Origin of the sequence: Halobellus captivus (assembly GCF_003697845.1) — an archaeon.
In the GTDB taxonomy this organism is placed as follows: domain Archaea; phylum Halobacteriota; class Halobacteria; order Halobacteriales; family Haloferacaceae; genus Halorubrum; species Halorubrum glutamatedens.
Genome location: NZ_RDQE01000002.1, coordinates 107,893 through 121,647 on the forward strand (window position 1 = coordinate 107,893; position 13,755 = coordinate 121,647).

Here is a 13,755-nt window from a genome sequence, read left to right on the forward strand (position 1 = left end):
TCAGAACGGCGCGATGAGCCACTCCCCGTCTCCTTTCCGTTCGAGTTGTGGACCGAAGACCTGCTGGAGCGAGTAGAGTTCGTCGTCGTATCGGAGGTCGTAGGTCTTCCCACTCCGGTGGAACGACCCTTCGACGACGAACTGTATCGTGGGACTTTGATACTCCAGGTCGTTCGCGCGTCGGTCCATCTCACGGGCGAGTTCATTCGCCAGGTCATCGTCACCCAGGGTGTCCGCGAGTCCGACAACGCTCACTTTCTCGGGTATATCGTCTTCCGTGAGCCGCTGGAGGAACTCTTTCACGGGGATCTGATGTTCGAAGGTCTCGTAGGCACCTTCGATGACGAGATTGTACCGTCCGGGTATCTGTCCGGGGCCTGCCATTACTTACGGAACGTCGCCGAGGGGTCAAAAAGGGGTGCGGTACCTCAGTCTTCGCTGAAGAGGTCCTCCGGGGGAGTCAACGCCTCGAAGTCTGGTGGGTAAGCACGCTCGTCGGTGTCGGCTCGCAGTTCGGGACGAGGTTTCTTCACGCTCAATCACTCCCGCGCGAGTTCATCGTAGATCTCTTCGTGCTCGTCGAGATCTTGCTGGCCGAGGAAGCGGATGAGATACCGCCGTGCCTCCTCGGAAGACATTTCGTCGGGGATCGGCGGTTGCTCACCTTCGGTAGCCATTCTTATTCCCCGCTACGCGTGCTGTTGTCATAACCGTTCGGTTCATCCGTGTCCTCTTCGGCCGACTCGATTCCGAGGCCGTCCGGAAGACTGTCGCTCGCGTCGATCCGTGATAGCCAGAGTTCGACGGTCGCCTGAAACTCCGGTGAGAGAGGCTCGGTGTGTTCTCGAAAGTACGAGAGCACGGTGTCGGCTTCGACGGCGGCCTCGTCTGTCGCTAACTCCTTCAGAATCTCCTTGATTCGACGGTCGTAGTCGAATTCCAATCCGTTCAGCGCGTAGAAGAGACGCACTGACATCAACGCCGTACGCTTGTTCCCATCGATGAACGGGTGGTTTGCGGCGAGGAGTCGAAGGATCTGATACGACTTCTCGTGAATGCCTTCGGGTGCCTGACCGAAGTGCCCCTCACGTATTGCATCCACGGCGTATTCGACATCGCCGCGCGAGGACACTCCCGGTTCGGTGTCGTCGTTCGACTCGACGATGAGCTCGTGTATGGTCAGGATGTCGTCGGCCGAAAGGTACCGTGTCGATTCCGAATCTCCATCCATCGTTCGCTCCTCAGTAACTCGTGATGTCCCGGTCTCCGAGCACCCGCGTGTACGTGTCGTCGCCGGTCACGTCGGCGAGCCGGCCGGCGAGCTCGCGCAGGTCGTCATCGACGTCCCACTTCTCGACGTAGTTCTGGACCGCCTGGCCCTTCTCGTAGCGGTAGCGGAGGAACTGAAGTTTGTCGAGGTTCGAGAGGTGTTCGCCGCCGTCGCCGTTGACGCGCTCCTGGATGTACGCCTGGCGTTTCTCGTCGTCCCACGTGCCGAGTTCGAAGCCGTCGTCCTGGTTGTACAGGCGCGTCTCTTTGAGGTCGTCCGGGGAAGCATTAGTCCCGCGGCAGAGCTTGTTGACGTCATCGAAGGAGGGGTTCGACGTGTCGAGCAGGTCGATGAACACGTCCTCGACGCCGATGTCGCTGGCCTCCTGGATGATGCCGTAGATCTCCTGGACGACCTCCTTCGCGGACATGATCTCTCCGTCGCGCTGGACCTTCCCGTGGTGTTTGGAGTACTCGCGGAAACACGCGCCCATCTCCATCACGCCGATGTCGCCGCGGGAGAGATCGCGGTTCTCTTCGAGTTGCTTGCGAGTGCGTCGGGCCGTGCGGTAGATGTCTCGGCGGAGAGAGTTCCACGAGGCGGCTTCGGTGTCGTCAATGGGACGGGCGACGACGACGATGTCGAAGGAGACGGCTTCGCCCTCGATGAACTTGCTAATATCCGCAGTAACAGGATATGTGGCAGTCACTTCAAATCCTACATCACAGAGTGATTCTAGTAATTCTCCCCAGGATTCCGAGTCACTGTGATGGTATGTGAACGAAAGGACTCCGTCGTCTTTGAGCGCTGTTCGGATGGAAGTGAATGCTTCATGTAGCTCGGATTCGAACTCTTCCGATCCTTTACCAAGATACGGGTTAGCAACGATACTCTCAGCCCGAGGTGTCTGGTCTTCGTCGAATCCCTCATAACGGTCCTCGAGTAGCGTCTTTAACCAGACGTAGAAGTAGTCTGCAACCTCCGAATAAATGATATTGTCATAGTAGGGTGGATCTGTGATCACAGCGTCAAATTCATTCTTTGTTTCCAACTTTCTCATATCACCCAGATGAATGGTTGAATTCTCACCAATCGGCTTGGAGAATGGTTCTGATTTTACGGACTCACCATCATCAACATATCTTTCAGTAGGAGCAGAAGCGTATTCTACCCCTGTCTTGACCATATCAAAGGACGATTTGAATGTTCCACGTCCGAAGTCTGCACCCCAGACGTTGTTCTCGACGGGATACATAGGAGGGTCAAAGGAGTTCGTTCTGAAGAAGTCCCCAATCTTGTTGTAGCCCATATCATACGACACCATCATAGTATTCGTCCGAAGAGAATCAGAAAACGCCAGCAAGAGGTACTCAGATATGTTTTGGTCTTCAATCTGATCTATCGACTGAAGGATTTTCGAGAAGGACAACAGTTGCCGCTCATTAAACATATCTGTCCATTCACTATATCCATGGTCAAATACTGGGTTCCGCTCAGAAGTCATATGGCCAGGTGGAATCTTCTCATCGGGCCGATATTCGTGGAGTTCCTCAGAGGTTTCCCATTCTTGTTTGGCTTCCTCAAAAAGAGAAGTATCCTCAGCTACTACTTTCTTATACCCTTTGTGTACACTCTTTTCCTTGCCAGCTTCATCACAGTGGTCACAGTAATATTCGACAGCATAGAGTCGGAGATCATATCCTCCCTGTTCCTGAATCGCGTCCGTAATCGCGTACTTTTGCCCGCAGTCAGGGCAGTTGTACTTCCCCCCGCGTGAGACGTTTCCTTCCTTCGGGACAAAGCCGTGACCACAGTCGTTACAAACACCCTCCGACTGCCAGTCATCTACTAGCGTCACCGAACCACAGTCCGGACATAGCACGTTGTACTTGTCGTCATTTTCATAGCGACCAGCAGCAATGCGGTAATCCTTGAACAGCGGAACCGTGTGCCCGCAGGAAACACAATCCAACTCCTTCACCCAGAAGTTGTACATCACATCCGCTTCGTGGTCGCCGTTCGGGCAGGGCGTCTTGTAGTACTGCGTGATCTCGTCGGCGACGTCCTCCTTCACCTGCTCGAATGCTTCCTCAAGCTTTTCGACGTCAGTCTTGCCCGCTTCGAGTTCCTTCTTCGTGACGAACCACGCGACAGGGTTCAGGTCATTCCCGACGACCTCAGCGCCGAAGCGCGATGCCTCGACGAGCGACGTACCACCGCCCATGAACGGATCGAGGATCTTCTTGTCCTCGACGCGGACGTCCTTGGGGTAGAGTTTCCAGAGGCTCTCCGGGTCGGTCATGTCCACGCGTTCGAGCAGCGATGCGACGTCGAGGTCGGATTCGCCGTCAGCGTCGTCGCCGTAGGACGCGAGCGTGCTTCCCTCGTGGCCCGGCTCGAACACCGAGATCTTCTCCGGGTCGTCCAGCAGCGTGTAGAGAGAAATAGCGCGGAAGACACAGCCGAGGCGTCGCGCCCACCACTTGTGCATCGTGTAGATCGGGCGGTAGTACATCTTCGCCCGGCCCTCCTTCTCGGCGATCTCGTTCACGCGCTCGATGGGAAACCCGCGCTCGATGGGGAGTTCGGTCCGCTCGTGCCGCTCCTGCGAGGACCCGGATTGCTCGGACATGATTCAGTATGTAGACGGAATTACGCAGGAACCTCATAAGTGTGCGTTCTCGATGACGGTGAAGTGGCGACGACTGGCGGATCACGCGGTTGTATACAGAACAATCTCAGATCAGATCGTTCGTGCGCTACAACTACCAAACAACGAACGTTCCAATTTGGACAGTCGATTCCGTGGAATAAATTCCAGTTATAGTGGAAGTAAATATAATATGATTGCGAGCGCCGTTACGACGATCGGAAACGATAGACCGACAAGAATGTGAAACGTCAACAAGGATTCTCGAGAATGACTTTTGTGAAGGAGGTATAATATGAGTAAAATAATGGCGACACTAATGACTCCGCTCAGGACTGCTCCGAATTGCCCATGGACTTCGGCGAGGAAGGGTGCTATCGTAACTAGGACCACCACCGAAAGAGCGGAAGAAAGAGATATAGCAACGAGATCTCTGAAGAATGCGGACGGTTCCGGTATTTCTTCAGACCTGTATTCATGTATGGCGGCACCTACGATAATGAGCAAATAAACCGCTCCAATGACGCGGGTCTTAACAACTGAATCAACAAAAAGAAGAATGACGAAAATAATCCCGAGTACCCATCCGATATGATATTCGTTAAATTCTCCAGAGACGGGTAGAAAACGATCGAATCTTAAAATAATGCTCTGGTATGCGCTCCTTACATAGTCGTGATATGTATGTATGAATCTACCAATGAGGAGAGTTCCGAAATAAGCGAGGAAGGCGACGAGAAGTGTGGTATTAAGAATGGAATACTCTGATTGTGGTGGAATAATACTTGAACTATCAGCGATCATCAATCCGGAAAGGATTGCTGCAGCACTGTACAGTTGACCATGGAAATCGTCTAGTTCGATCTCACTGAGACCGTCTTCAGATGTTTCATTTTCACCCATATTTCATTCTACGTTCGAAGTAACAAAAAGATAATTTATCGGAGTACGTAAACGGCCGTTAGTCACAATATAAGGCTCATCGTCTGTTTTCTACTTCTGGAAGCTGATCTCGATCTTCAGACTCGACGCCTCCTCGGGCATCCGCTCGAAGAGGTCCTGCACCTTCGTGTAGTCCTGTTCGGACCGCAACGTCAAGCTGACCTGCGTGCGCTCGACGTCGGCGGTTCCCTGAAGAGCACCGGGAACACCCTCCCGTTCGGGCAGCATGAACGTGACGTCGCCGTACTCGACGCTTCCCGTCTGGTGGTTGTTCCGCCACTTGCTCCGCATCGCGGCGACGTCGTCGCCGTTGTACTCGAAGCGCCACGTATCGGCCTCCGTGTCGGCCTTCCGGAACGGATAGCCGGGCACCCAGTCGGTGGCCTTGTCCGACCCGGTCGTGTTGACGACGTACTCCGGCTCCTCGTCCTTCCCGATGTTCTCCAACAGGAACGTCCGCACCATGTACTCGGTGACGCTGTCGTCGAAGCGGTCGGTGACCTTGTTGACGGTGAACTGGTCGCCCGGGTCCAGGTCCTCGAGGTACGACAGGATCCGGTCGCCGATCCGGTCGGACACCGTCGGGACGATCTTCACCGTCGTCGGCTCGCGGTCGCCGAGCGATCCGAGGTACCGACCGCCGGCCTCCAGCACGTAGTCGTCCACGAGGAACTCGTTGACCGCCTCACGAGCGACCGACTCGGTCTCGTCCGGCGGCAGGAACACCGCTTCATCCGACCGAACCTCGCCGATGATCGTGTCGAGGTTCGCGTACCCGTCGTCGTCGATGTGCTCCTCGATACGGTCCACGAGGGACGACGCACCGACGACCTCCGCACCGCCGACGTCGCGGAGGGTCGCGTCGGACTGCGGCTTGTCGAGGATCTCGTTCCCCTTCACGATGACGTACTGGTCCTCGTGGGCGAGCCGACCGAGAGCCCGCATCACGACGTCGTGGCTGTCGCCGTCGATCCAGATCTCGCCGTCCTCGACGAGCTCCAACTCGAAGTCGCCGATGTCGAGCGCACTCGTCCCGCTCCCGAAGCGCTGGCGGAGCTCCTGCTCGGCGTCATCGACGCCCCACACGTCCACGTCGTCCTGGTGAACGAGCACGGTGTCCAGCGAGCTTCCGGAGAGGTCGTCGCGGAACCCGCCGGTGTCACGGGCGAGCACCGGCTTGCCGCCGAGCGCTTCGACGGTCGCGTTCAACACGTCGTTCGGGCTGCCGGGGATCGGGAGCTCCGGGTCACGGAGGAACTGCTCGTAGACGTCCTCGACAGAGATCTCTCCGCGTCGTTCCAGCAGGTCCTCGGCGATGTCCCAGACGTGCGACCGGAGGTCGAACGGGTCAGCTGCCGCGGAGTCCGCGATGTTCGAGGCGTCGAGTTCCGCCTCGTCGAGGACAAAGACGTCGAGGTCCATCGGCTCCACTTTCGCCCACTCGTCGTCGTCCATCAGATCGTCCCCGTCGATCACGTCGCCGTACAGGAGTTGGAGCTCCTCGCGGAGTTCGTTCTCCTCCTGTTCCTTCATACTGCGAATCGACGTGCGGATCTCGTCGTCGAGAGACTCGTCGGCGAGCACCTGCCGCGCGCCCTCGATATACCGTGCCTTGTCGATGTACCGTGTTCCCGACTCGATGGCCTTCTCGCCCGAGGGCTGCACGAACACGAGCGTGTTGCGCCACTCGCGGCCGCGACCGTCGTTCGTGATGACCTTCTTCACCTCCGCTTGGGTCCACTGGCCGTCCTTCACGACGACCTTCACCTCACGGTCGTCCGGGATGTCCCGCATGTCGTTGGTCCGGAATCCGACAGGGTGCGCGTTCGATCCGAAGATGTCGGTGATGAAGTCCGCGATCTCGGCCTTCGCGGACGTCTCCGACACGTCCACGGCCGCGTTCCGGATGAGCGCGTTGGGGTTCTGTCGGTCTCGAATGGCGTACTTCCCGTTCAGCTTGTGGAGGTGCCACGCGACGCCGTGCAACCGTTCGAGGTTGAGGACGACGTCGGAGACGAGGTCACCCGTCTGGTAGGCACCCATCACGATCTCCGAGACCTCCGCGCCCTCGCCCTCGCTGGGCTTCAACGAGTACAGGAGGATCGTGTTCAGGATGCGGCGACCGTGAGGCACTTCATCGGTGTCGATACGGCTTTTGATGTCGCCGGTGGCGGCGTTCAGCCGTTCGTAGTTGATCTTCGCCAGTTCGTCTTCGAACTCGATGGCGTCGATGTCGCCGTGCGTGATCAGGTCCGTCTGGTCCTGCATCTGCAGGAGGACCTTCGAGAAGAGGTAGATCATCCCGCGCGTGTTCTGGTTGCCCTCGTCGGCGTAGTAGCGCGTCTCGAGCGCGTCCAGAAGCACGGGGTGGAACGGATAGAGGTCGTGCATCTCCGACAGCAGGTCGTCGGGGAGATCGACGTGCCCGTCGGCTTGGTCGTACGCGTCGAAGTACCCGTTGACGATCTCTCGGGCTGCACCCTCGTCTACGGAGTCGATCAGGCGGTGGCGAAGGACCTCGCGCTTGTCCACCTGGTTGTTCATGTTGACCTCGACCGCCCGTTCCCGATTCAGAATGTCGTGAACCTCGGACCCCTCTCGGAGGACGGAGACGATAGTGTAGAGTTCGAGGTCGGAGAGCGCGGTCGATTCGAGCAGCGACTGGAGGAACGCCTTGTTCGCGCTCTTGCGGTCGCCCTGCAGCGTGTCGAACCAGTCCTCCAGCTCGTCCACGAAGAACGCGACCGTGTCGTCGCCGACGGCCTCCTGGATCGTCTGCATGTCGGGGTACCCACCCGACTCGAACGTTCCGGGATCGTAACCGAGCGCCTCGAAGAACGGCTCCCAGAGGTACTCGTACTGTTCGTTCTGCATGGCAACCGTGACCGGTGTCGCGGACTCCGGAAGCGCGGCATCGAACCCCTCAACCGAACCACTCACCCACGCGCCTGCTGCCGTGGGATCGTCGAAACAGTGGTACAGCGCCACCATCTGGTGGGACTTCCCGCTGCCGTACGGTCCGTAGAGGACGTGCGTTCCCCGAGGGTCATCACCAGTCAACGAATCGCGGAGTATCGAGAGGGCCTCCCGAAGGCCCTGTGTCATCAGCGTCCGCTCGAAGAAGAGTTCCGCATCGGACTCGAACTCGTCGTCGTCGTCAACGTTGTAGAGCTTGACCTGCCCGTCGATCTGCCCCTCTTCTCGAAGCTCACGGCTGAGGGTAACCGTGTCTTCGAGGGTGTTCGATAAGGATCCCGTCTGTGCCATCTTGATACTTAAACAAACCTCAGTGGCACCCAATAAACACTATGGTCCCGATGAACACGTCCCGAGGCGCAACAACGGTACTGCGTACCGATCCACGACCGTCGGTCACAAAACGTATTTCACGCTCACCTGTCTCTACGAACGTATGAGCGGATACGACCTCGTGGATGTCGAGGTCACACACGAACCCGCTGGCGACCTTCTCGATTCGCTGTCTGAGGACGGCACTGAGGAGGACCATCTACGGAGTATCCAGGCTGTCCGTCTCCAAGCGGGCCAGCCGGACTCCGAACTTCGGTCGCTGAAAGAGCTGGACGAGAACTCAGTCAAGCTACTCGAACACCAGGTCGATGCCGCCTACCGCGCCCTCTTCGAGATGGACGGGAAGGCCCTCCTCGCAGACGAGGTCGGGCTCGGAAAGACCATCGAGGTCGGGATGATCCTCAAGGAGATGCACTTCCGAGAGACGGACGATTCCGTCCTCATCCTCACGCCCGCACAACTGGCCAAACAGTGGCAAGCGGAACTCCGTGAGAAGTTCGGACTCGACTTCATCTGTAACTACGACGATGAATTCGAAGATTTCGACGCCCACGACTACGTCATCGCAAGCATCGATACTGCGAAGAGCGAGCGACACCGTCGGACCGTCCTTGACCGCGACTGGGACGTGCTGGTACTCGACGAGGCACATTACGTCAAGAACGAGGAGACGGACCGCTACGACCTGATCGACCGGCTCTCCTACGACTATGCGTTCTTCCTGACGGCGACACCGATACAGAACGAGCTGACGGACCTGTACAACGTGGTCTCGCTGCTCCGACCCGGGCTGTTCGGAACCCGTGACGTCTTCCACCACTACTTCGTCAACGGTAGCCAGGAGACGCTGGTGAATCGAGACGAACTGCAGGACCGCCTGAACAGGGTGATGATCCGGAACCGACGGGAGGACACGGACATCGACTTCACCGACCGGACGATCGACACACGGACGTTCGACCCAACCCCGAAGGAACGCGAACTCTACCAGGCAGTCTCTGACTACGTGAAAGGTGCCTACGGCCAGGACCAGGGCCAGAAGCTCGTGTTGATGCTCCTCCAGAAGGAAGTCGTCAGCAGCCCGGTCGCACTTAAGCGGACTATCGAGAAGAGGCTCTACGAACAGTCGGAGCTCACGCACGCGGACGAACTGGAGACCATCCTGGACCTGATCGATGAGATCGATACGGTAACCAAACAGGAGCGGCTCTTGGACATCGTCGAAGAAGCCCGCGACAACGTCGAGATGGGGAGGGTCATCGTCTTCACTCAATTCCGAGCAACCCAACAGCGGATCCTCGACAGACTCGTCTCGGAGGGATACACAGTACATGCGTTCCACGGCGGGCACTCAAGTAGCGAGAAGGAGCGGATCGTCGAAGACTTCGAAGAGGAGGGAGGAATTCTCGTTTCAACCGACGCGATGAGCGAAGGCCGAAACCTCCAATTCTGCAATATGTTGGTCAATTTAGACTTGCCCTGGAACCCGATGCGCGTCGAACAACGCATCGGTCGGATACATCGAATCGGACAGAAACGGGATGTCTTCATCTTCAATATGGCGCTGAAAGACACGATCGAAGAGTACGTACTGGAACGGTTGTACCACAAGATCGATCTATTCCAGCAGAGCGTTGGTGAACTGAGCTCGATCTTAAGCCGCTTGGAAGAGTCGGGGACGAGCTTCGAAGACGAGATCTTTGAACGGCTGATGAACGCTAACTCCGAAGTCGATCTTGAGAACGACTTCGACGCGATGGCCGTTGACCTCCAGGAACAGCGTGAGCTCGCCAACAAACTGGAGGAGTTCAACAGCGCCGTGTTCGAAGGATTTGACCTCGGGGAGGGCGATGCCTGACGCGTCGATCCCCGTCACGCGATCCGCGGTAGAGCAGTTCACGGAACGGTATCTTCGCTCTCTCGGCTGCTCCATCGAGCGAAGCGACGAACACTGGGTGGTGTCGGTACCTGAAGACACGGACGCCGGGATCTCCCACGGAAAACACACGCTCGTCCGTGGAGAGGGTGCTCCAGACGATGACGATGATGGCACGAAGCGGCTGCATCCGGAGAGTGCGTTCTTTCAGCGACTCCTCCGTGAGGCAGGGGAACGGTCGCCTACTGGCAAGCTATCGATCGAGAGCAACTCTGATATCGAGACGCCGGAGTGGATCCACAATGGCGGCGTTGGAGTACAGAACGTGGAGTTCACTCCGTACTACGACCGCACGGCCGTCGTGGTTCTCTTCCGCGTCGGCATCGAGACCGTCAGTGAATACCAACGAGAGTTCCTCCGCGCCGTCGCCGTGGATGCACGATCAGGGGATCATCTACCGGAATTAGCGGATTCCTTCCTCGAACTGACGTCGATAGAATCCAGCGAAGTCTCCGGTGGCTACGCGCAATTGGGACGAACGGAGGTGGAACCGCTTCTAGATACGGCTCGTGAGCTGGTCCTGGACGGGCTACAAGACCGACTCGACGAGATCCATCGGGAAGCCTCCCGTGCGGCAGATTCGGAAGTCGAAGAGTACCGCCGGCTGCAAGAGCAGCGCATCGAGGAACTACTGGAGGAACACTCGGACTTGTCGTCGAAGATCAGCGACCTGAGTGAGCAGATCAACACCGGAGACGAAGGTTCACGGGTCCAAGCGCTGCGGGAACGAAAGGAACTCAAATCGGAGTACGAGGAACTCGACGAGACGCTCAACGAGTTACGAGAGCGCCGTGACGGTGGGTTCCCCGAGCGACAGCGCGAGATCCGGGAGCGGCACGCACTCGACGTGCGGGTCACGCCGCTCACGTTGACGGAGATCGAGTACGAGCGGGGCGAGGTCGATTTCAAGCTTCGTGACGGGGACACAAGTCGAACCGTTACTCTCGGATACGGGAGCGGGGTGACGGAGACTGTACGATGTGCGTCGTGTGATCGGGTACTCTCTGAACACAACCCGCTACGATCGATTTCGAACGGTCTCGAATGTCAGATCTGTGCTAAAGAACAGTGAGATCATGGTTCTTCACCTGAAGACCCGGAGTAGTTCGACCGGTCACGACCAACAGATCGACTGATTGCTACCGGAGGCGAGCAGTTATCCGATCGTCCCCGTTCTCGATCTGGACGAGACCGTCATCGGAAAGGTCCGAAAGGAGACCTCGCAGCCACTCTCGCCCGTGTTCGCCGTCCGGCGTGTAGTCTACTCGAATCCGATGGCCGAGCGTGTCTATCTCGATCTCCTCGTGTTCGCCGAGGAGTCGAACAACGCGCCCGCGGAACTGCCGACGGCTCCCCTCGAAGCTCGGCTGTGTGGGCACGTCGGGCGCGGTGAAGTCGCCCGTTTGGTACGCGTGACACCACTCGCGCCAGGGACACCCGGCCTCGTCACACCGTGGTTTCTTCCCGCAGGCGACGCCGCCGAGTTCCATGATCGCGTTGTTCCAGGTTCGGGAGCCGCCCTCGGGCATGAGGTGGGAGGCGACCCGCTCGAAGGCCGCGTCGTCGTCCGGGACGTCGAACGCGCGGTAGAGCACGCGTTTCACGTTGGTGTCGACGACCGCGTCGCCCGCGTCGAACGCGAACGACGCCACCGCGTTGGCGGTGTACGGGCCGACGCCCATCAGCTCCTGAAGCTCCTCCGGAGACTCCGGGAACTCCCCGCCGTACTCCGTCCCGACCTGCGTCGCCGCCTCGTGGAGGTACTTCGCGCGGTTGTTGTATCCGAGCGAGTGATCCGACCAGAAGGCGACCACGTCGCTTCGGTCGGCGTCCGCGAGAGCGGCCGCGGTCGGCCAGCGCTCGAGGAAGTCCTCCCACGCGGGAACGACCCGATCGAGTTGCGTCTGTTGGCTCATCACTTCGCTGACGAGGATCTCGTAGGGATCGGTCGTCCGCCGCCAGGGGAACTCGCGATGGTCCCCCTCGTACCACTCGACGAGCGCGGTGCGAACCGCGTCGCGGTCCGCCGGAAGCGACGGAGCGTCGTCGGCGGCGAGTCCGCGGGAGGAGGTCCCGTCGTGGTCGGTCATACGTCTCGTCGGAACGCGGGCGGTTTATCGGTGATGGTCCGGATCGACGCGAGTGAGAAGACGGGCGGCGGGATCGAGAGTCGATCGAGGAGGACCCGAACCGTGGGCGGCGAGCCGCTACGCGACCTCGGCGATCGCGGTCGTCAACAGATCACAGCCGAGGTCGATCTCGCGTTCGGTGACGTCGAGCGGCGGGAGGATCCGGATCACCTTCTGGCCGCATGCCAGGGTGAGCAGGCCGTGTCGGACCGCCCGTTCGACCACCTCGTCGCGGCGGTCCGTCGTGTCGAACTCCACGGCGAGCATGAGCCCCTTTCCGCGCACGTCGACGACGCCCTCGGGATCGGCGTCGCGCATCGTCTCGAGGAACTGTCGGCCGCGCTCGCTCGCGTTCTCCATGAGCCCCTCCTCGCGGATCGCGTCGATCGTCAGCGAGCCCTGAAGGGAGCCGATGATATCGCCCGCCCCCCACGTCGAGGAGATCCGACCGGTCTCCTCGGGGAACACGTCCGACCGGGAGACGGTCGCGCCGACGCGCAGGCCCTTCGCGCTCGTGATCACGTCGGGCTCGAGCGCGTAGTTGTCCGCACCCCACATCTCGCCGGTCCGGCCGAGTCCGGACTGGATCTCGTCGGCGATGAGGGTGATGTCGTGTTCCTCGACGAGGTCGGCGATCTCGTCGGTGAACGCCTCCGAGGGGAACCGATAGCCGCCCTCGCCCTGGATCGGCTCCATGATGAGGTACGCGACCTCGTCGGGGTCGATGTGGCCGCTCTTCGGGTCGAACTTCTCGCGGAGTCGGGACTCGCCGTCGGCGAAGAAGCCACACGAGCAGGTGTTGGCCGAACACGTCCGGTCGTCACAGAACGGCGCGTCGTGGACGCCGCTCATCTCCGGGAAGTCCCGGCGATAGACCGACTTCGAGCGGTTGAGCGAGAGCGCGCCGAGCGTCCGCCCGTGGAACGCGCCCTCGAAGGTGATCGCGTACTTCGCGCCGTCGGCGGCGTCGTATGAGATCTTGATCGCGTTCTCGACCGCCTCCGCGCCCGAGTTCGAGAGGAACACGGTGTCCATGTCGTAGTGGGCGGTGATGTCGGTGAGCCGGTCCATGAGGTCGGCGGGACCGGGAGCCGCCTCGCCCGGCGGGTTGCCGTCGGAGACGTAGAAGTCCTGTCCCGCGATCTTCGTCGGATCCACGATATCGAACTCCTCGAGCGGCTCGGTGATGAGCGGGTTGTTGTATCCGAGCGGCGCGGCGGCGACGTGGCTCGTGAAGTCCAGGAGGACGTTGCCGTCGACGTCGGTACAGAAGGGTCCCGTCGCGGGCGCGGTGCGGTCCCAGACGAACTCGTAGACGTACGTGCTCGGCGCCGCCGATCGGTGGTGGTGATCGACCCACTCCTGGGCTCGCTCGCCGGGGAAATCGGCCACTTCGGGTGTTACGGTGTCACGGTCCATACGATGGGATGTATCCCGACGGCGAAAAAACGGGGGGCTACCATGGGAGGACGCCCGGCGACGAACGCGTCGGAGATCGAGAGAGAACGCGTCGGGTCGG

At 59.4% G+C, this 13,755-nt stretch carries 10 protein-coding genes; 2 read left to right on the forward strand and 8 right to left on the reverse strand.

Annotated features, from left to right (window positions below):
• The 6 genes from EAO78_RS02595 to EAO78_RS02610 form a co-directional block, all read right to left on the reverse strand.
• On the reverse strand, nucleotides 1–384 hold the full coding sequence (locus EAO78_RS02595; protein ID WP_122104304.1) for a hypothetical protein: 384 nt from the start codon (nucleotides 382–384) through the stop codon (nucleotides 1–3).
• Nucleotides 385–539: 155 nt separating this feature from the next.
• Nucleotides 540–677, reverse strand: a complete 138-nt coding sequence (locus tag EAO78_RS18050) for a hypothetical protein (protein ID WP_203227810.1) — start codon at nucleotides 675–677, stop codon at nucleotides 540–542.
• A gap of 2 nt (nucleotides 678–679) precedes the next feature.
• Nucleotides 680–1,231, reverse strand: a complete 552-nt coding sequence (locus tag EAO78_RS02600) for a type II toxin-antitoxin system death-on-curing family toxin (protein WP_122104305.1) — start codon at nucleotides 1,229–1,231, stop codon at nucleotides 680–682.
• A gap of 10 nt (nucleotides 1,232–1,241) precedes the next feature.
• Nucleotides 1,242–3,902, reverse strand: a complete 2,661-nt coding sequence (locus EAO78_RS02605; protein WP_122104306.1) for a DUF1156 domain-containing protein — start codon at nucleotides 3,900–3,902, stop codon at nucleotides 1,242–1,244.
• A 189-nt stretch (nucleotides 3,903–4,091) separates the two neighbouring features.
• Nucleotides 4,092–4,823: a hypothetical protein gene (locus EAO78_RS17635; RefSeq protein ID WP_136516477.1), complete on the reverse strand. Its 732-nt coding sequence runs from the start codon at nucleotides 4,821–4,823 to the stop codon at nucleotides 4,092–4,094.
• A gap of 90 nt (nucleotides 4,824–4,913) precedes the next feature.
• A complete protein-coding gene (locus EAO78_RS02610; RefSeq protein ID WP_122104307.1) occupies nucleotides 4,914–8,129 on the reverse strand; it encodes a DUF499 domain-containing protein in 3,216 nt (1,071 codons plus the stop codon).
• Nucleotides 8,130–8,274: 145 nt separating this feature from the next.
• Between EAO78_RS02610 and EAO78_RS02615 the strand changes: the two genes are divergently transcribed.
• Together EAO78_RS02615 and EAO78_RS02620 are read left to right on the forward strand one after the other, a co-directional pair.
• Nucleotides 8,275–10,029: a DEAD/DEAH box helicase gene (locus EAO78_RS02615; protein WP_122104308.1), complete on the forward strand. Its 1,755-nt coding sequence runs from the start codon at nucleotides 8,275–8,277 to the stop codon at nucleotides 10,027–10,029.
• Entirely contained in the window at nucleotides 10,022–11,179 is a 1,158-nt protein-coding gene (locus EAO78_RS02620) for a hypothetical protein (RefSeq protein WP_122104309.1), read from the forward strand. Before EAO78_RS02615 ends, EAO78_RS02620 begins: the two co-directional genes overlap by 8 nt.
• Nucleotides 11,180–11,246: 67 nt before the next feature.
• Here EAO78_RS02620 and EAO78_RS02625 read toward each other — a convergent pair whose 3' ends face one another.
• Both EAO78_RS02625 and EAO78_RS02630 read right to left on the reverse strand, forming a co-directional pair.
• Entirely contained in the window at nucleotides 11,247–12,197 is a 951-nt protein-coding gene (locus EAO78_RS02625) for an HhH-GPD family protein (RefSeq protein WP_122104310.1), read from the reverse strand.
• Nucleotides 12,198–12,314: 117 nt separating this feature from the next.
• Nucleotides 12,315–13,655, reverse strand: coding sequence for a class-III pyridoxal-phosphate-dependent aminotransferase (locus EAO78_RS02630; RefSeq protein ID WP_122104311.1), 1,341 nt, complete (start codon nucleotides 13,653–13,655; stop codon nucleotides 12,315–12,317).
• Nucleotides 13,656–13,755 lie beyond the last annotated feature (100 nt).

What these genes read in the sequence shown, in the direction of transcription:
- EAO78_RS02630 (WP_122104311.1), bottom strand. Translation starts at nt 13,655, where the DNA reads ATGGACCGTGACACCGTAACACCCGAAGTGGCCGATTTCCCCGGCGAG.
- EAO78_RS02600 (WP_122104305.1), bottom strand. Translation starts at nt 1,231, where the DNA reads ATGGATGGAGATTCGGAATCGACACGGTACCTTTCGGCCGACGACATC.
- EAO78_RS02615 (WP_122104308.1), top strand. Translation starts at nt 8,275, where the DNA reads ATGAGCGGATACGACCTCGTGGATGTCGAGGTCACACACGAACCCGCT.
- EAO78_RS02625 (WP_122104310.1), bottom strand. Translation starts at nt 12,197, where the DNA reads ATGACCGACCACGACGGGACCTCCTCCCGCGGACTCGCCGCCGACGAC.
- EAO78_RS02610 (WP_122104307.1), bottom strand. Translation starts at nt 8,129, where the DNA reads ATGGCACAGACGGGATCCTTATCGAACACCCTCGAAGACACGGTTACC.
- EAO78_RS02620 (WP_122104309.1), top strand. Translation starts at nt 10,022, where the DNA reads ATGCCTGACGCGTCGATCCCCGTCACGCGATCCGCGGTAGAGCAGTTC.
- EAO78_RS02595 (WP_122104304.1), bottom strand. Translation starts at nt 384, where the DNA reads ATGGCAGGCCCCGGACAGATACCCGGACGGTACAATCTCGTCATCGAA.
- EAO78_RS17635 (WP_136516477.1), bottom strand. Translation starts at nt 4,823, where the DNA reads ATGGGTGAAAATGAAACATCTGAAGACGGTCTCAGTGAGATCGAACTA.
- EAO78_RS02605 (WP_122104306.1), bottom strand. Translation starts at nt 3,902, where the DNA reads ATGTCCGAGCAATCCGGGTCCTCGCAGGAGCGGCACGAGCGGACCGAA.
- EAO78_RS18050 (WP_203227810.1), bottom strand. Translation starts at nt 677, where the DNA reads ATGGCTACCGAAGGTGAGCAACCGCCGATCCCCGACGAAATGTCTTCC.